This window comes from Pseudochelatococcus sp. B33 (genome assembly GCF_053570585.1).
Genome location: NZ_JBSEFH010000022.1, coordinates 36,586 through 54,034, shown reverse-complemented (window position 1 = coordinate 54,034; position 17,449 = coordinate 36,586). Strand labels below are relative to the sequence as shown.

Here is a 17,449-nt window from a genome sequence, read left to right as displayed (position 1 = left end):
TTTCGAGCCTGCACCCTCCGGGAATGGGGAGGCTTTGCCTGAAACCGCGTTTCTCGGCGTCAGGCTGGCCACGCTCGACACGGAGCAGGTCGCGCGCTGGATCGAGGCGCGGTCGCCGGCGGCTCCCTTCGCCTATATCGTCACGCCCAACGCGCAGCATTTCGTGCTTCTCGACCGCGGCAGCGATGCCCGGTTCTCGGCGGCCTACGAGAGCGCCGCCATGCGGCTTTGCGACAGTCAGGTGGCGCGCGGCATCGCCCGCATCCTGTTCGGCCTCGAACTGCCGCTGGTGGCGGGCAGCGACCTGACGGCGTGGCTCTTCGCGCATACGATCCGGCCGGATGACGCCATCACGGTCATCGGCGGCAGCGGCGAGCTGGAGCGGCGGCTGCGCGCGCAGTACGGCCTGACCCGCCTCGCCATGCACGTGCCGCCGATGGGGTTCATCCACGATCCCGTTGCGGTCGCGGCATGTGTGCGCTTCGTCCGCGACAATCCGGCACGTTACGTCTTCTTTGCCGTCGGGACGCCCCAGTCCGAGATCCTGGCCGCCGAGGTCGCGCGCACGCCGGGCATCACCGGGTGCGGGTTGTGCATCGGCGGATCGCTCCTGTTCATCACCGGGCTTGCGCAGCGCGCGCCGCTCGCCTGGCGGCGGCTGGGGCTGGAATGGCTGTACCGGCTGCTCGCCAATCCGCGCCGGCATGCCAAGCGGGTGTTCGCCGATTCCCTGCCGCTGCTGCCGATCGCCGCTCGGGAGGCCGTGAAAAAATGGCGCGGCCGCCGCGGGGGTGAGGCCGCATGAGCACGGTCTACGCCCCCCGTCCGGCCGTCGTGCGCCGGCCTGCAGCGCAGATCGTCACCCGCGCGACGATGCCCGCCTTCAGGGCGGGCGGGGTGCTCGACGCGCCGGCCGTCCCCGACAGCACCTTGACCGTGGTCCTGCTGCTCGTCGTCCTGCCGCTGTTCGGCCAGACGTTCTACTACATGAACCAGTGGCCCGCGCCCTATTATCTGTCCAAGGGGTGGCCGATCATCGTCCTGCCGCTGTTCCTGCGCGGGCTGATGGTGGAGAAGGCGCCGATACGGTGGCTGTTCGTGCTGCTGCTGTCCTATATGGTCGGCCTGACGCCTCTCATGTCGATGATCCACTTCGGCAATCCGTTCGGCGACGCGGTGTTGACCACCGTCGAGGTCTGGCCGTTCATCTATTATCCGGCGTTCCTCGGCCTGCTGTTGTGGCTGCGTCCCTCCGGGGACACGCTGCGCGCCTGCGTGCTGGGACTGGGGCTCGCGACCTTCGTGCTCATGCTGTTTCTGTGGATCGTCGTGCCGAACGCATGGTACAGCGGCGACGGCATCAACGAGAAGTTCCTGCTCTACGAGTTCGAGCGCGGCTATCGCATCTACATGCCGATGTTCTTCGGCATGTTGTTCGTGTTCTATCTCGCGCGCCGGTTCTCGGCGCGGATGGAATGGTGGGTGGCGGCCGCGCTCGTGGTGTGCTTCGTTCTGCTGCTCATGATCTACAAGCAGCGGACCGCCATCGGGGCCGCGGCCTTCGTGACGGTGCTGGCCGGCTGTCCGCCGCGCTGGCGCTGGTCCGTCGCGTTGGGGGCGGTTGTGGCGGCGGCCTTCGGCCTCATCGCGTTGCTGGTCACGCCGACGGGAAGCTGGGCCGTGGAGCGGTTCGGCAATTCGCTGCTGGTGCGTCTCGAATCGGCGCGGTCGGTTGTCGCCTTCATCGACGACAATGTCCTCAGCTGGGCGTTCGGCATGGGCTCGGTAACGCGCTTCGGCGCCGTGACCCTCGGAGACATCGTCGGCAACGATTTCTTCTTTCTGGCGGATCTCGGCTGGCTCGGCGTCGTCTTCAAATATGGCGTCATCGGCGCGCTGCTCGTCGCGGGCGTCTATGTCGCGGCGTGGCTGGTCAGCGGCCGCAACGGCCGCGTCCTCGCGGATCCGTTCGCGTCGGCGCTCGGCGACTACATACTGTTCACGATGGTGACGACGGCCATCTATTCCCCCACCTTCCTGTCGGGCGAGATGGCGACGGTGCTGGCGCTGTCGGTCTATCTGGCGCGCCGGGCCGGCGCGGCCGGCGCTCCTTCCGTTCATCAACGCTCCAATTCGTGACGGTTTCATGTTCCGCAAGATCGACAAGCTCATTCGGGAGCCGGCATTCCGGCATCGTCCCTTCTCCGTCATCGGCCGGCTGGTCTTCTGGGCCGGCTGCGTGCTGTTGAAACACCGGCCGGTCTTTCGGCTGACGGCCGCGGGCGAAAGATTGTCCGTGCCGCCGACGCTGGGCTACACGTCGCTGAGCGCCTTCATCCTGCGCGACGAGAGCGAGCCGGAGCTGCACGAACTCGACCTTTTCGTCCACCCCGGCGACACGTTCGTGGATGTGGGCGCGAACATCGGCCTCTACACGCTGAAAGCCGCGCGGCTTTCGGGACCGCAGGGCAGGGTGCTCGCCGCCGAGCCCGGACGCGCGGCGCGCGAGCAGCTTGCTGCCAATCTCGCCCTGAACACATCCGCAGGCAACACCTTCTCCCGCAACACATTTGCCCAAGTGACGGTGATCGACAGCGCGCTTTCCGACGCACCGGGCGAGGCCACCTTGCACCATGTCGACAAGGGCAACGACCCGCAGGCCTTTTCCCTGCTTGCCGACGGAACGGAAAAGAGCGGCGAAACCGTTGCCGTCACCACGCTCGACCGTGCCGTTTCCGCGTCGGGGCTGGCGCGGGTGGACTGCATCAAGATCGACGTCGAGGGTTTCGAGGCGCGCGTGATCCGCGGCGCGGGGGAGACGCTGGCGCGCTGGCATCCGACCGTCATCTTCGAGGTGAACTGTCCGACATTGCTGCAAAGCGGCGAGGAGCGGGACGGGGCATGGAAGCTGCTCGAAGCGCACGGCTACCGCTTCTTTCGCCTCGTCGACGGTGCGGTGACGCCGCTGTCCGCGATGCCGGCCACGTTCGGCAATGTCATCGCCCGTTTTCCTGCCGGGTAAGACATCAGGAGGGCCGGCACGAATCGCAAAGAGAAATGACGAAACCGCACAAAAAACGTCTTTCTTCTGAGGTAGATCATACTATAGCAAACTGTCCCGCGCTATTGGAAGCTCGCCGCATTGCAACGTGGCACTTGCCGCCGGAGGAACAATAGGATGATCTGGACCCATGGCATGATCAATAGATTGGTCATGCTCCTCGACGGTTTGCTCATCGTATCGGCGATACTGATCGCCCCGTCGTCCGGCATCTTCGGGGATTTTTCCGCGTTTGCAGTGTACGCCGGCATGTATGTCGTCATCTACGGCTGGCTGATGAACCTGGGCGGCGCCTACCGCCTCGAACATTACGTATCGGTTCTGAGGCAGATCCGGCAGGTGACGGTCTGTGTGGTGCTGGCGGGCGTGGCCGTCAGCGTGGTGGACAGGACCATCATCGACTTCGACACGGAATCATTGACGGTCGTGGCAATGCGCGTCGGCGTCATCTGGGGCGCCATCCTGACCGGGCGCGTCACACTGGTGCGGTTCGGGCTGCACTGGGTGGAGAAGCTGGCGCTGCTGTCGCGCAAGGTCGTGGTCGTGGGGAGCGTGGAGGAGGTGGCAGGCGCGGTGCGGCGGCTGCAGGGCGCCGACTCGCGCTTCTTTCAGCTCCTCGGCTCTTTTCTCGTCGGGCCGGCCTGCGCTTCCTCGCGCGAAGCCGAGGTGCCGGCGTCACATGTTCCCGTGCTCGGCACGGTGGACGACCTCTTGCCCCACCTGACCCGCGACCCGCCCGATGTCGTCGTCATCGCCCTGCCGTGGAGCCAGGCGCTGGCGATCGGCGATCTGGTCGAAAGGCTCAGCCGGTTCGCCGTCGACTCGTTCGTGCCGCTCCGGGCCGATGTCTTCGACCCCCGCTATGCCCGGGTCGTCAATGTCGGGGAAATGCGGGCGCTGCAGGTCATCCACAAGCCCTTCAGGGGCTCTCTCGTGCTGATCAAATGGCTGGAGGACTACACCGTCGCGACGATCGGCCTCATCCTCTCTGCGCCCCTCCTGCTGATCTGCGCCCTTGCCATCAAGCTCGAGAGCCCCGGTCCCGTGTTCTACCGGCAGACCCGCGTCGGCTACAACAACCGCCTGTTCGACGTCTACAAGCTGCGCACCATGGCGGTCGATCCCGCCGACGACGGGGCGCAGGGAACCCGGCGCGACAATCCGCGCATCACCCGCTTTGGCGGCTGGCTGCGCCGGCTGTCGATCGATGAACTGCCGCAACTCATCAACGTGCTGCGCGGCGAGATGTCGATCGTGGGGCCGCGGCCGCATGTCCCGAACATGCTGGTGGGGGACAGCGTGCGCTATGAGAACCTGCGCGCCTACATCCACCGCTATCGGGTGAAGCCGGGGATCACGGGATGGGCGCAGATCAACGGCATGCGCGGCGGTATCCACACGCCCGAGAAGGCGATGGCCGGGATCGAACTGGATCTCTATTACGTGGAAAACTGGTCCCTATGGCTCGACATCAAGATCATGCTGCTGACGATCACCAAGGGCATGGTCGGACGCGACGTCTTCTGAGGCGCTTGACGCGGTGGGTGTGCGGTGTCGCGTGGCTGCTGGTCGCGGGCCTTCCGGCGGTCGCGGGGGAGCGGGCCGAGGCGCGGCCTCCCTTCCTCGCCTATCATGCGAGCTGGTACGAGAGGCCCGCCGCCACGGCCGGGGAGACGACGCTCGCGCATATTCCCGGCTTCGTCGACATCGTGGCGCTGGCGTTCGCGCGGCCCGATCTCGACTACGCCGGCGACCTCGACCTCTCCGGCACCGGGCTGGAATACCGCTATTCGGGAGCGGTGCTGAAGGAGGCCGTCCGGCTGCTCAAGGAGCGCAATCCCGGCACGCGCGTCGTCGTCTCGGTCGGCGGCGCGGGCTGGGGCCGGGGCTGGCACCGCTTCGACGAGCACGCGCTGGCGCGCCTCGTGCGCGATCTCGGCGCGGACGGCGTCGATCTCGACTTCGAGCCGGAGGACCCGCAATGCGCCGCCGGTGGAGAAGGCCGGATCGTCTGCGCGAGCTGTGCATCGTGGATCGACTACATCGGGCGCGTCCGGGCGGTGATGCCCCGCCCGCTGCTGCTGACCGTCCCCGCATGGAGCGTAGGCGCCTATGGCGAGGGGCGCTTCGCCGCCGATGGGCCGCGCAGTCAGTGGACGGGGTCCATGCTCGGTGTGTTGCGCTCGTCGGCCGCGCGAGAAATCGATATCGTCTCCATCATGGCTTATGACGCGGGGCCGCTCTACGATCCCGACCGCGCCTTCGCCGCCTATCGCGCCGTCTGGAAAGGGCCGCTGCTGCAGGGGATCGCCGTCCGCCCGGCGGATCCCGGCTCGCCGGCGCCTACGCCGGGCGACGTCGCGCGCCGGATGGCGGTCGTGCGGGAAGATCCCCAGGGCGGCGCGATGCTCTATGCCCTGCGCCTGTGTCCGCCGGAGGAGGCCTGCCCCCCAGATGCGGACGACCGCGCCCTCGCGCGCGTCCTCTGCCGGACCATGCAGCGCGAGGGATGCGACGCCCCGATACCCTGACTCCGTATCCTGCAGCGCCCGGAGAGGGCAGGGAAGCGCGATAGATGCACCTATGGCGTCGACGGCGGGATGGATATCAATAATTTTATGGAGATTGATTTTTAATAAAATAGAAATCCATGCGAACTTGATTCTAGACTGATATTCGCTGATCTATAGCATTTCCGGGCTGGCGGCGCGGCGATTCGTTGCTGGAAAAGGCTTGCCCGAAGGGTTGGCGATGCTTGTATCTGCGGTCATGGCGCGTGCGAGGAGGATGGCTTGCGGACCGGGCTTCGCCTCCCGCGTCGCTTGCCTGCTGCTCGTTGTCGTTGCGCTGTCGGTTGCGCCCGGGCTTCCGTCGGCGCAGGAGGAGCCGCGCAATCGCCTGCCGGACGGCGTCCTCATCGATCCGGAAACGGACCCCGCCCCCTTCGATGTCCTTGCGGCGATCCGCGCCCATCTGCACTCCCGCATCGCGACCGGCTGGTGGATAGGCGAGCCAGAGCGGACGGCCAATACCTTTTCCGTCCGCGTTCACGTGCCGGTGGAATGGCGCGGCAATCCGGTATCGGCCATGCTGTCGCTCTGCCCCGATCCCGGCGATCCGATCTGGGAGCATATGCCGACGCTCGATCTCCAGCCCCTCTACCAGAACAGGCCGTGGGCGGCGGTGACCTGCTGGCGCTGAGGGTGGCGCGGGGCCTTATCGCTCCAGCACCACGCCGGGGGCGTTGGGGCGCAGCCACACCTTTTCGCCGATCGCCAGCGACGGGCCGGACATGACGTCTATCTGATACCGGTTGCCGTCGACATCGACCAGATAGGTCCAGTCATGGCCCTTGAAGTCGCGTCCGATCACCTTGCCCGGCCCGGCGGGATCGGCGACCATGGCGATGTTCTCGGGGCGCAGCGACAGCAGCACGTTCCCCGATGCCTGCGTGCCCAGCGCGACCGGTCCCACGGGGGTTGACGCGACGTGGCCGTCCGCCTGCGCCTCCACCAGATTGGTGCGGCCGAGAAACTCGGCGACGAAACGGGTGCGCGGCCGCCTGTAGACTTCCTCGGGCGTGCCGATCTGCTCGATGGCGCCGTTGCGCATCACACCGATCCGGTCGGCGAACGACAGCGCCTCCTCCTGATCGTGGGTCACGAACACGACGCCGATGCCGGTGGCCTTGAGGATCTCGCGGATTTCGCCGCGCGTGCTGTGGCGCAGCGTGGCGTCGAGGTTGGAAAACGGTTCGTCGAGCAGGATCAGCCTCGGCCGCGCGGCGAAAGTGCGCGCCAGGGCGACACGCTGCTGCTGGCCGCCCGAAAGCTCGTCGGGGAAGCGCTCGCCCATGCCCGCGAGGCCGACCATGGTCAGATGGCTCTCCACCAGCGCCTGGCGCTCCGCGCGCGGCAGGCTTCCGGCGCCGAATCCCACGTTGCCGGCAACGGTAAGGTGCGGAAACAGCGCGTAGTCCTGAAAGACGATGCCGATCCCGCGCTGGTCCGGCGGCAGCGCCCGCACCGACCGGCCGTTGAGGAGGATGTCACCGGCATCCGCTGTCTCGAAGCCGGCGATCATGCGCAGCGTGGTCGTCTTGCCGCAGCCGGAAGGGCCGATGAGGGCGAAGATCTCTCCCGGCTCCACCGTGAAGCCGACGTCGCGCACCACCCAGTTCGGTGATGGCGCGAAGCGTTTGCCGAGACCGGAGACGGTCAGCAGGGCGGAGGGACAGCCGCTCTTCGCGGCAGGGGAGTGGCTCATGTCTGACTCTCGTAACGCAGGATAAGACCAACGAAAAGGCTCGCGAACAGCACGAGGCTCGCGGCATAGGGGGCGGCTTGCGCCATCATGCCCTCGGAGGTGCGGCTGAAGACGGTCATCGCCAGCGTGGTGTAGCCGGCCGGGGCGAGCAGGAAGGTGATCGGCAGTTCCTTGACCACCATGATGAAAACCAGCAGCGCGCCCGCCACGATGGGCGAGCGCAGCAGCGGCAGCACCGCGCGCGCGAAGGCCCGCAGCGGCGGGTCGCCAAGCGAGCGCGCGACCTCTTCCGGGCGCGGCCCGATCTGCAGCAGCGCCGTGCGCAGCGGGCCGACGGTGAGCGCCAGGAAGGTCATCGAACAGGCGAAGATCAACAGCGCGAGGCTCTGGTAGAGGAAGGGCGCGGAGCGCAGGGCGAAGAACACCATCGCCAGCGCGAAGGTGAGCGGCGGAATGGCGTAGCCGAGATAGATCAGCCGTTCGATCACCGTGGAGAAGCGCGACGGGAACCGCACCACGAGATAGACCACCGGCACCGCCAGCAGCGCCGCCACCAGCGCCGATGGCACCGCCACCGCCGTCGTTCTCCAGAAGGCCCGCAGCAGCTCCATGACGTCGAAGCTCGACGCTGCCAGCATCATCCAGTGCGTGAGCACGAGCGCCGGCAGGCCGAGCGACACCGCGAACACGAGGCCCATGAAAAGCCAGGCGGCCGCCCGCCAGCGTCCCAGCGGCACGGGCACGCTGCGCCGGCGCACGCCGGTTCCGGTGCGGGTGTGCCGGCGGCCGCGGGTCAGCGCCGCTTCCGTCAGCACGAAGGCGAGCGTCACGGCGAGCAGCATGAGCGACAGCCAGGCGGCATAGATCCGGTCGAACGCGCCCGCATACTGGGTGAAGATGGCGTAGCTGAACACCTCGTAGCGCATGAGCGCCACCACCCCGAAATCGCCCAGTACGTAAAGCCCGATGATGAGCCACCCGGACAGGAGCGCGGGAACGAGATGCGGCAGGATCACCCGCCGGAACGCCGCCCAGCGCGAATAGCCGAGACTGCGGGCGGTTTCCTCCAGCGCCGGATCGAGGCCGAGCAGTGCCGAACGCAGGTTCAGGAAGAGATAGGGGAAGGTGTAGAGCGAGAGCGCCAGCGCCGCGCCGATCAGCCCCTCCGGCCGCGGCAGGCGGATGCCGAAGAAGTGGTTGGCGAAACCATAGTAGCCGGACATGCCGATCAGCGCGTAGGCCATGACGTAGCCGGGCACCGCCAGCGGCAGCACGCTGACGATCGACAGCAGCTTCCTGTGCCGCAGGTCGCTGCGCACGACGAGCCAGGCAAGCGGCAGGGCGATCAGCGTCACCAGCGCCAGCACGCAGACAGTCAGCAGCAGCGTGTTGATCAGCAGCGCGAGATTGCGCGTCCGGAAGACAATCCCGGTCAGGGTCTCGACATCGGCCTCCGCGGCCCGCAGCACCAGATAGACCATGGGCACGAGCATACCCGCCCCGACCAGGAGGGCGGGGGCGAGCAGCGTCAGGGGCGGGCGCCGACCGTCATGCGCCCGCTGTTCGACTACATTGATGATCAGAGCAGTCCAACCTCGCGCAGGAGGGCGAGCGTGCCTTCGAGATCCGAAATCTGGTCGATATCGACGGCCGGCGCGTTCTCCAGCACGGTGGCGATCGGCGGCAGGCTCGGGTTCTGGATCACGCCGCTGATGACGGGGTATTCGTGGCCCTGCGTGGTGACGTGCTGCTGCGCCGGCACGGACAGCAGATAGTCGATGAAGCGGCGCGCGCCTTCCTTGTCGTCGCTGGCAGCGACGATACCGACGCCGGCGACGTTGACCAGGTTGCCGATGTCGCCCTTGCCGAAGCCGGTCTGGGCGACGGGGAGCTTGGGATCGTTGGCGAGGTATCCGCCCAGGTAATAGTTGTTCACGAGGCCGAAATCGACCTCGCCATTGGCGATCGCCTCGATCTGGGTGCCGTTGTTGCGGTACTGCTTGGCGTCGTTGGCGACGAGCCCCTTGAGCCACTCGCGGGCTGCGTCGTCGCCCTCGACCACACGAAATGCCGTCACGAAGGCCTGGAACGAACCGTTGGTCGGTGCGAAGGCGACGCGGCCCTTGTACTTCTCGTCGGTCAGATCCTTGATCGAGGCCGGCAGGTCCTCCGGCTTGACGCGCTCCGTCGAATAGACCAGCGTGCGCGAACGGCCGCTCGTCGCCACCCACTTGTTGGCGGCGTTGCGGAAGACGGGCAGAACGCCCTCGTTCACCTCGGCGGGCAGCTCCGCGAAGACGTTGCCGAGCGCGCCGAGCGCGCCGCCGTCCTGGGCCCAGAACACATCGGCGGGAGACTTGTCCCCTTCCTCCTGCAGCAGGGCGGCGAGCTCGGCGGTGCCGCCATAGCGCACCTCGACCTTGACGCCGCTGTCCTGCTCGAACTGCTTGATGATCGGTCCCACCAGCGCTTCGCCCCGGCCGGAATAGATCGTCAATTCCTGTGCAGACGCCCAGCCCGAGAGGCCGAGGGCAAACGCGGTCAAACCAATGGTGATCAGCTTCTTCATGACTTCAACTCCCCCAAAAGCGCGGTCAGCCCCGCCGCAGATCGTTATTACCGCATCATTTTTTAATTGTTCTAATTATAGAAAGTATTCCTTTGTACTTGTGTGGATCACCATGGTGATATAGCTTACGTGATGGCGAGATGCAAGAATAATTCGTAAACTATAGCGAATTTCCATTGTTTATCGGGCGGGTTTGCTGCTAATTTGCGCATGGAAATAGCGAAGTATTCATTATGTATGGCCGATAATATATTGAATAATAAATTTGGACTTTGAGGAATGAATAAATTCCGATTTTTTCTATAGGTAGTTGTCCCATAGAAATCCAAGTTGTTTCCAAAAGCTGAGACGGGAGCCTCCTGCCGGCTTCGTGGCCGGCGGCGCTTCGGAAGGCGGCTCCAGGCGAAGCGGGCCTGACCCGATCTCAAAAATTCAAGCTTACTGAGATCGGGTATTGGGACGAGGAGTACGTTTATGGAGTACGTTTATATTGAAGTCCAAACCTGATAATCAGGGAGCAGACGCGCGTCGTCCTCGATTGAGGGTTCCGCCGCCGGCTGCGCGGCTCCGTTCGCCGGAGACTGTCCGGGGCGGGGCAGGGAGGTTGCCATGAGTCAGGAGGACAACCAAGCGACGAAGAAGTCCGCCATCGAGCGCGTGACCAAGACGACCATACAGGTCGGTGCGTTCGTCGCGGCGTTGACCGTGCTGCTCACGCAGGTTCCGCCCTTCACCAAGGCGGTTCACGGCCTCTACTGCGAGGTCTTCTCCTGCAACGCAACTCCCGACGCGCCGGGGACGCCTGTTGTCGACAAGCCGGCCGAGGTCGGCGCCCCCCCGATCCCGGCTGCGCCGGCGTCCCCGCCCGTGCCTGGCAGCCTGACGGACAAGCTGCAGGCGCTGCAGAATGCCGGCATCGATCTCAGGCATGCCAAGACGGAATGGTTCTCCAATCCGTACACGCCCTATCCCTTCCTGGTCGATCCCCTGCTGACGCTGTTGCAGGGCAAGCGCCTGCGCCCGTGCGTCGGCGGCAGCGATCCATGCGTCGAGATCGGCGTCATCGCCCCCACCTACGAATACAGGACCGGACGGGAACTGCGCAGCGACACTGTCGATCTTCAGACCCTGAAGGCCGCGGTGCTGGACAGCTACAACAACGCCAACGGCACGTCGGAGAGCGATTTCGACAGGCTGTTGCAGTGAGGCCGGTCGGCCTGCTTGCCGCCGCCCTCAATCGTCTTCCTTCCAGAGTTCCGACAGGGGGATGCGCCGGTAGCCGGGCGGCGGCTCGGCGCCACGGGCCTCCAGGATTGCGGCCTCTGGGCGCTCGAAACGCCGGGGCCTGACGGCATTGGCCCGGGCCCAGTCGATCTCGAACGCATCGGCGAAATAGGCCGCGATCTCCGCGTCGTCGAAGATCAGGGAGGTGTCCCTATTGAGCGAGACGCCCGGCTTGCTCCAGTTGTGGCTGCCGATCAGCACGCGCTCGCCGTCGACGATCATGCCCTTGGTGTGATGGTTCAGGAGCGAGCGCAGGCGGTTGTCGACGTCGACGCCCTTCGACTTGAAGTACCAGGCGGCATGGGCGGGCGCCGAGAACCGCGAGCCGCCCGCCCGCAGCAGCACGCGCGCATCGTCGAGCGTCTTGAGCTTCTGCGTCAGCGCCTCGATCAGCTCGTCGATGTAGCCCCGGTCCGCGTGCGGGTTCGACGGCATGCCGATATAGGGGATCTGGAACAGCAGGCTCTTGCGGGCGGAGCGGATCAGCTCCAGCACCGCCTCCGAATACACCGCTCCGTCCCGGTCGGGCGTCAGCAGGGGTATCACCCGCAGCTTCCGCTCGAAGACGCGCGGCGCGAGGAGACGCTTCGGCGGCCGGCGCGCCTCCTCGACGGGCGCCTCCTCGATGGCGACGTCGACCAGGCGGTCGGTGGCTTCCCGGTTGCGGGGAAGATTGCCGCCGCCAAGGTCCCGCGAGCGGTTGAAGTCCTGCAGGATATGGTTGCGGAACCGTGTGGCCAGCGACGGGCTGCGCACCACGACGTGCCATTCCCGGTTGCCCGGCAGATCCGCCGCGCCGATGTTGTTTCGCTCCTCCTCGGTGATCACCGGCTGGCTCGACGTCTTTTTCCAGTTGCCCGACGAAAGCCAGAACGTGGCGTCGTCGCGCACCGATACCTTGGCGTGGTAGGAGTCGGATATGAGGCCGGTCTCCCGCTCCGGCGCCACCACGCGCCGGAAGCGTTCCCCGAACGCCTCTCCCCATTGCCCGAACACGGTCGCCCGGTCGAACTCCTGACTGTCGTCCTTGATCCGGGAGAACGTGGCATTGTCGAGCACCAGCGTGAGCGATGCGCCGTCGTTGAGGCGCGCCTCGATGACTTCCTTGATGTGATCCCCGTGGAACTCGTACATGGCCGAGACCAGCCGGCCGCGCACCCCGTCGAGGAAGGTCTTCAGTTCGTCCCAGGAATATTCCGGCCCGACATGGGCGCGCACGATCATCGCTTCGTCCACCGGCGCGAGGGAGAATTCCGGCCCGGTGCGCGCCTCGTTGTCGTAGCTGATGCTGTCGACGGACTCGGTGACCAGCTCGCTCTCGAGCAGTTCCGTGACATTGGCCGGGAAATAGTGGACCGCCAGTCCGCGGAACGCGGCCGGCCAGCTTGCGGCGACCGCCTCGAGCCGGTCCGCCGGCGCGGAGGCGGCGATGAAAACCTCGTCACTGAGAGCGCCGTCCCGGTCGGCGAACCCGACGCGCGCCGCGACCACGCCCTCGGGCCGCTCATCCCAGAAAGCCTTCACGGCGGCTTCCACCTCGGCCGGGCTCGCCGGCGCCGGCGGGGCTGCCGTGCCGCCATTCTCCCGCCCCCGGTCCGGCTCCGGCGCGCCGCCGATGACGGGCTGGCCCAGGCTGACGACGATGGACAGCGGGATGGTGATGGTCACGGATGCGCCCGCGCTGCCGACAGTGACCGCCGGCTGCGCCGCAGCCGATTGCGGCCCTGCAGCCGCCGGCGCCTGCGGCTGTGCCGGCGGCTTCTGTGCGGCCGGGGGCTTCGTCTGCAGCGGGGAACTCTCGACCGTGACCGGCTCGTTCCACCGCTTGCGCCTGACGTAGTCGCTGAGGACCGGCGCCGGGACGGCGAAATTGGCCTCCTGATACAGCCCGGCGAAGTGCAGGCCGACCGCCTGTCCGGTCTTGATGTCGAGCACGCAGGACCCTGAGTTGCCGCCGAGCGTCGTGCAGTCGTGCCGGATGGAGCCGCGCTCGGGGTTCATGATCAGCCCCGGCGCGGCGCGCTTGACGTCGTAGCGGTCGCGGTAGAGCCGCTGCATCAGGTTCTGGTCGGGGATCACGCGCTTGGGCGCGCGCGCCGGATAGCCGACGACGACCACGCGCGCGTTTTCATCGAGGTCCGCCGCCGCGACCTCGATACGGTCGAGCCGGGTGCCGTCGGTGCGCCTCGCGACGCGCAGGAAGGCGATGTCGGGCCCCCGGTCCGGCTCGATGTAGAGCACCTCCGTCACCGCGAAGGCGCGCGACTGATCGGCGGTAAGGTCGTCGAACTCGTGCAGCGTATCGAAGGAGGAGCCGATGAGCTCGCCGGCGATACCCCGGCTGAAGGCGAAGCGGCGGCCGTCCCAGCGCGCGATCAGGCCGGCCACGTGGCGGTTCGTCACCACAATGTCGGAATCGACCAGCCACCCGGTGCCGACGAAGTCTCCGTTCGGGAAATTGGTCACGTCGATGCGGCCGATCAGGGGCATGCGCGGTTCCAGGACCCGCCGTTCGTCGCCGAGCGCGCGGATGAGTTCCTCGGCCTCCACGCCGATGGCCGTGACATTGTCGGTATCGAGCCAGTCGTCTTTCACGAAGAGCACGGGCCGCTCCTCGTTGACGATCGTCTCCAGCAGGAAGGTGCGGGCGTCGGGCGCGGGCACTTCGGTCTCGTCGCCGGCGGCAGCGGCGGCGCTGAAATCCATCATGGCCGCCTCGGGCTGCATCAGTCGGGGCTCGTAACGCGTGCGCGCCTGCGGGCGCCGCGCGAACAGCCGGCGGAGGAATTCCTCGTTGTGCCGATTGCGGCTAAGCTCGTGTTGTGCAAGCGTAGACAGCGCGTCCGAAGGCTTGTTCTCCGAAGGCTTGTTCATGGGGTCCCCCTTTTGCTGCCCGCCGTCTGTGCACCGGCGTCAGCGTTGAATGCGCGATGAAAACCGGCGATCGAACAACAGGCCGGGAGGAGGCGGAAATCCGATGTCCGGGGCAATCCGGGAAGGGCCGGCAGTCCGGTCGCGGCCAGGGTGAATGACAGATTAGCGCAGGGGCGCAACGGATTCTTGACGGATGTCATGGCAGTCGCCACCCTCCGTAACCGGCCGAGGGGTCGAGCGGCGCGGGGGCCGCGCAGCCGGTCCGGGACGCGTAGTCGCGATACGTCACGAACGCGATCGTCGCCGGCCGTGCCGATATCCCGGCTCCCTCCTCGCCTGCGCCTCGCGCCGCGTAAATGTGCAGGCCGGTCCAGCCGTCTTCGTCCGTCTCGGGCGCTTCCCGGACGAAGGCCGCCTTGCGGCCGTCCCCCAGGCTGACGCCGTCCACCCAGCGGCGATCGGGAACGACGATGAGCCCCGGTCTCCGGCGGTCCCACGGAGAGCCGGTCACGACATCCACCGGCTCGCCTTCGGTCCGCGTGACGGCGAGCGCCAGCACGGCGCGTCTGTCCGGGATCGCGAGGCTCAGTCCCAGCCAGAAAGCCTCGTCCGCGGCGAGCGGCAGCAGGTACCTTCCCCCCGGGCCGGAGGCGATCGGCAGCGCGCCGAGGCTGCGCGGGCAGTCGGGCGCGAGCCCGCCGGGAGGGCGGACATAGCGCTGAAAGGAGATCACCGTCCCGCCCTCGAGGCGCAGGGCGTGATCGCAAATCCAGCCCTCTCCCGGCGTCATCATTCTGGAACGGGTCCCCTCCTGCTCTACCGATCTATCCCGTCGGCGGCCTGCGTCCGCCTTCATGAGCGCCCCCCGCGCCGACACCCGCGAAAAAACGCGATCCGGTTTCATTCGCCGGAAAGATCGATGGGACGGAGCTGATCCACGACGGAAAGCGGCACCATCAGGCGCAGCGCGCGCACCTGCGCGGTCTGCAGATCGACGATGTGCTCCATCTCCGATTGGACATGCCATTTGACCCCGCTCGCCGGACCGGCCGTGCCGGGTAGGGGCGGGACCTCCAGGCTCATCGCCGCGGCCGGCGCCTCGGCGAACGCCGCGTCCGTCGGCTGTATCCACAGCGCTTCCGCCACTTTCTCGCGCGTCGCCTCCTTGATTTCCGGGTTGGTGAACCACGTCAGATAGAGCGGGCGGGGCCGCACGGCGACGACCCGGTCCCAGACGGACCGCCGGATGAGGCCCTGCCGCTCCCGCGTCGCGTCCACCATGAGGTTCCAGCTGCGCAGGAAGATGGGCGGGCGGGTGATCTGCCGCTGCGTTCGCAGCGACTGGTCCGTGCATTTCAGCGACAGGGCCTCGACGTCGGGGTGTCTGTCGCCGACGAGGTCGCGCAGATTGCGCACGACCCCGTTCAGCGGCGAGAGGTCGCGGTTGCCGCTGCGTTCCGCCTCAAGCAGGAACAGATGCGCGCCGACGATGCCCAGCATGGGGTTGCGCAGGTCGGTGAGGAGCATCTGCTCGATCTCCCCGGAGAAGACCCGGCGCTCGTCGGCCAGCGCCGAGTAGGCCGCCTCCAGCATGCGGTCCTCCCGCAGGTCGGGCGCCGCGCCGTCCAGCTTGCGCATGTGAAGCGAGAACATCGACCGGCTCGCTTCCCCGTCCGCCGGCGCGACATGGCGCAGGATGTAGGCTTCGAGGGTCCATCCCTCGCTCAGCACCAGCGCCTGCTCCCGCTGCGTCCCGTCCGCTCCCGGACGACGCAGGAAATAGACGCCGGGCTTCAGCGCCGCCATGGCCACCGCGTATGGGTCCATCGTCTCGCCCGCGCTGCGCGCGCTGTCCCCGGCCAGATCGAGAACGACCTTGCCCCTGTTGTCGACCACGGTGATGCCGGCCCACGGTTCCCTGCCCGCCGCGGCGGCTGCCTCGCTCCAGACGCGGGCCATGAGCATCAGCACCGGCCTGTTCTTCGTGGCCGCGAGCTCCAGCGCCCCGCGTGACGCGGAGAGCGCCGCGCCCGCCTGATACTCGTGGCCGAGAGCCGTGTCCGGCAGCGGGGCCGCGGCCGCGAGCGCTGGGGCGATGTCTCCCTGTTCGAGCGGCGGGCGGTCCCGGTCGAGCAGGATGACGCGCTCCTTGATCTGGTTGCCCACCCGGACCTTGATCTTGTAGAGGCCGAAATAGAGCGGGGTCGTCAGTTGCCCGGCCATGGCGTCCACCAGCGAGAAGGCGGTGTCGATGATGTAGATCTCGGCGGGCTGGTCGGCGGGCACGACCTCGAGGCTGAAGATCTGCCCCTCCTTGCCGGGCGATACCGGCTGGCCGCTGTCGCGCACCTTCACCGCCGTGGGGCCGACGACCTCGAAGCCTTGCCGGATCTGGTGACCCGGCACCTCGACGACATAGAGGCCGGGCCGCAGCTCCTGCGTGTGCGCGGGGCCTGCGATGTCGAACGGCTCCGGCCGCGGTGGCCGTCCGGACCAGAGGTTCGCCCGCGCCCCGGCGAGCGCGGCGTCGAATGACAGGGTGACGGGATAGCACTTCGGCGATACGCCGCGCACGAAGACGAGCTTCGAATCCTCCTCGATGTCGGGCTCCCGCGAGACAAGGGCACTGTTGAGGTCGCCGGGGGAGATATAGCGGGACTGGGCGTTGCGCAGCCAGTCGCCCAGGCTGCGGCTGGTCACCAGCCCGTTGGCGTCGACGGCCGCACCCTTCAGCCCTTCCAGCAGCGTCCAGGTGAAGGCGCCGTGCCACGCGCCGCCGTCCTCGGGGATGGGCACCTCCACGGCCCGCAGCGGGCGCTGGGCGGCAAAGGCGATGAAGACGCCGTTGGGCGGCACGCGCTCGGACTGCCCGCCCGCGGACGGTCCCTGCGGAGGCAACTGGGAAGACCGGTTCATGCAGCAGTCCATCCAGAGCACGAACTCGCGGAAATACCCGGCGTCCGAGAACCAGTCCAGCCAGCCGGAAATGTAGACGTTGTCGGCGAACGTGCTGTTGGCGTCGGCGGTGAAGATGCACCCGCGCCGCCGGGCCGGCGAGAAACCGTGTCCCGACAGGTAGATGTAGAGACGCCGGCCGACCACGGGACCTCGCCGCTCGGCCTGGTTCTGCCGGCTCATCCTGTGGATCCGCTTCAGCTCGGTCTCGATCTGGCTCCGGGTGGGATTGACGGAATCGCCGTCGATATGCCCCTTGATCTTGGCGAGCACATGCACGTTCTGGCTCTCGAACCACGCCGCCATCATGTCGGCGTCGTTGCCCGGTCCCTGGAGGTCGAGCGGCGACAGATTGTCGCCGAGTTCCGGATAGCGGTCGATTCCGATCACCAGGGCATAATCGGCGTGGCTCATATGTCGATCGTCCCCAAGCGCATCGG

13 protein-coding genes are annotated in these 17,449 nt (G+C 67.1%); 7 read left to right on the top strand and 6 right to left on the bottom strand.

Going from position 1 to position 17,449, the window contains the following annotated elements:
* Positions 1 to 34: 34 nt before the first annotated feature.
* The 6 genes from ACUSIJ_RS21905 (at position 35) to ACUSIJ_RS21880 (ending at position 6,262) form a co-directional block, all read left to right on the top strand.
* On the top strand, positions 35 to 805 hold the full coding sequence (locus ACUSIJ_RS21905) for a WecB/TagA/CpsF family glycosyltransferase (RefSeq protein ID WP_449310558.1): 771 nt from the start codon (positions 35 to 37) through the stop codon (positions 803 to 805).
* The gene (locus ACUSIJ_RS21900) at positions 802 to 2,139 is read left to right on the top strand and encodes a hypothetical protein (protein WP_449310557.1); all 1,338 of its coding nucleotides are present in this window, start codon (positions 802 to 804) and stop codon (positions 2,137 to 2,139) included. Before ACUSIJ_RS21905 ends, ACUSIJ_RS21900 begins: the two co-directional genes overlap by 4 nt.
* Before the next feature lie 7 nt (positions 2,140 to 2,146).
* Positions 2,147 to 3,022: an FkbM family methyltransferase gene (locus ACUSIJ_RS21895; RefSeq protein ID WP_449310556.1), complete on the top strand. Its 876-nt coding sequence runs from the start codon at positions 2,147 to 2,149 to the stop codon at positions 3,020 to 3,022.
* Positions 3,023 to 3,178: 156 nt separating this feature from the next.
* Positions 3,179 to 4,588 (top strand): exopolysaccharide biosynthesis polyprenyl glycosylphosphotransferase, encoded by a 1,410-nt coding sequence (locus ACUSIJ_RS21890; protein WP_449310555.1) that lies wholly within the window; start codon positions 3,179 to 3,181, stop codon positions 4,586 to 4,588.
* A gap of 5 nt (positions 4,589 to 4,593) precedes the next feature.
* Positions 4,594 to 5,592: a glycosyl hydrolase family 18 protein gene (locus ACUSIJ_RS21885; RefSeq protein WP_449310553.1), complete on the top strand. Its 999-nt coding sequence runs from the start codon at positions 4,594 to 4,596 to the stop codon at positions 5,590 to 5,592.
* A gap of 256 nt (positions 5,593 to 5,848) precedes the next feature.
* Positions 5,849 to 6,262, top strand: coding sequence for a hypothetical protein (locus tag ACUSIJ_RS21880; RefSeq protein ID WP_449310552.1), 414 nt, complete (start codon positions 5,849 to 5,851; stop codon positions 6,260 to 6,262).
* 15 nt (positions 6,263 to 6,277) lie between these two features.
* Here ACUSIJ_RS21880 and ACUSIJ_RS21875 read toward each other — a convergent pair whose 3' ends face one another.
* The 3 genes from ACUSIJ_RS21875 to ACUSIJ_RS21865 all read right to left on the bottom strand — a co-directional run bounded on the left by ACUSIJ_RS21875 (position 6,278) and on the right by ACUSIJ_RS21865 (position 9,896).
* Positions 6,278 to 7,327, bottom strand: a complete 1,050-nt coding sequence (locus tag ACUSIJ_RS21875) for an ABC transporter ATP-binding protein (protein WP_449310551.1) — start codon at positions 7,325 to 7,327, stop codon at positions 6,278 to 6,280.
* On the bottom strand, positions 7,324 to 8,820 hold the full coding sequence (locus ACUSIJ_RS21870) for an ABC transporter permease (RefSeq protein ID WP_449310550.1): 1,497 nt from the start codon (positions 8,818 to 8,820) through the stop codon (positions 7,324 to 7,326). Before ACUSIJ_RS21870 ends, ACUSIJ_RS21875 begins: the two co-directional genes overlap by 4 nt.
* Before the next feature lie 86 nt (positions 8,821 to 8,906).
* A complete protein-coding gene (locus ACUSIJ_RS21865; protein WP_449310549.1) occupies positions 8,907 to 9,896 on the bottom strand; it encodes an iron ABC transporter substrate-binding protein in 990 nt (329 codons plus the stop codon).
* Between the two features lie 609 nt (positions 9,897 to 10,505).
* On the opposite strand from ACUSIJ_RS21865, the gene ACUSIJ_RS21860 reads away from it, so the two are divergent.
* The gene (locus ACUSIJ_RS21860; RefSeq protein WP_449310548.1) at positions 10,506 to 11,102 is read left to right on the top strand and encodes a hypothetical protein; all 597 of its coding nucleotides are present in this window, start codon (positions 10,506 to 10,508) and stop codon (positions 11,100 to 11,102) included.
* A 27-nt stretch (positions 11,103 to 11,129) separates the two neighbouring features.
* Here the strand turns inward: ACUSIJ_RS21860 and ACUSIJ_RS21855 are convergent, their stop codons facing one another.
* The 3 genes from ACUSIJ_RS21855 to ACUSIJ_RS21845 all read right to left on the bottom strand — a co-directional run bounded on the left by ACUSIJ_RS21855 (position 11,130) and on the right by ACUSIJ_RS21845 (position 17,423).
* Positions 11,130 to 14,054: a phospholipase D-like domain-containing protein gene (locus ACUSIJ_RS21855; RefSeq protein ID WP_449310547.1), complete on the bottom strand. Its 2,925-nt coding sequence runs from the start codon at positions 14,052 to 14,054 to the stop codon at positions 11,130 to 11,132.
* Between the two features lie 196 nt (positions 14,055 to 14,250).
* Positions 14,251 to 14,847, bottom strand: coding sequence for a hypothetical protein (locus ACUSIJ_RS21850; protein WP_449310546.1), 597 nt, complete (start codon positions 14,845 to 14,847; stop codon positions 14,251 to 14,253).
* A gap of 107 nt (positions 14,848 to 14,954) precedes the next feature.
* Positions 14,955 to 17,423, bottom strand: a complete 2,469-nt coding sequence (locus ACUSIJ_RS21845) for a caspase family protein (RefSeq protein WP_449310545.1) — start codon at positions 17,421 to 17,423, stop codon at positions 14,955 to 14,957.
* Positions 17,424 to 17,449: the final 26 nt, after the last annotated feature.

Bases quoted from the DNA above. Each gene is read 5' to 3' on its own strand.
- ACUSIJ_RS21900 (WP_449310557.1), top strand. From the start codon at position 802: ATGAGCACGGTCTACGCCCCCCGTCCGGCCGTCGTGCGCCGGCCTGCA.
- ACUSIJ_RS21895 (WP_449310556.1), top strand. From the start codon at position 2,147: ATGTTCCGCAAGATCGACAAGCTCATTCGGGAGCCGGCATTCCGGCAT.
- ACUSIJ_RS21890 (WP_449310555.1), top strand. From the start codon at position 3,179: ATGATCTGGACCCATGGCATGATCAATAGATTGGTCATGCTCCTCGAC.
- ACUSIJ_RS21880 (WP_449310552.1), top strand. From the start codon at position 5,849: ATGGCTTGCGGACCGGGCTTCGCCTCCCGCGTCGCTTGCCTGCTGCTC.
- ACUSIJ_RS21875 (WP_449310551.1), bottom strand. From the start codon at position 7,327: ATGAGCCACTCCCCTGCCGCGAAGAGCGGCTGTCCCTCCGCCCTGCTG.
- ACUSIJ_RS21870 (WP_449310550.1), bottom strand. From the start codon at position 8,820: ATGCTCGTGCCCATGGTCTATCTGGTGCTGCGGGCCGCGGAGGCCGAT.
- ACUSIJ_RS21865 (WP_449310549.1), bottom strand. From the start codon at position 9,896: ATGAAGAAGCTGATCACCATTGGTTTGACCGCGTTTGCCCTCGGCCTC.
- ACUSIJ_RS21860 (WP_449310548.1), top strand. From the start codon at position 10,506: ATGAGTCAGGAGGACAACCAAGCGACGAAGAAGTCCGCCATCGAGCGC.
- ACUSIJ_RS21855 (WP_449310547.1), bottom strand. From the start codon at position 14,054: ATGAACAAGCCTTCGGAGAACAAGCCTTCGGACGCGCTGTCTACGCTT.
- ACUSIJ_RS21850 (WP_449310546.1), bottom strand. From the start codon at position 14,847: ATGATGACGCCGGGAGAGGGCTGGATTTGCGATCACGCCCTGCGCCTC.
- ACUSIJ_RS21845 (WP_449310545.1), bottom strand. From the start codon at position 17,423: ATGAGCCACGCCGATTATGCCCTGGTGATCGGAATCGACCGCTATCCG.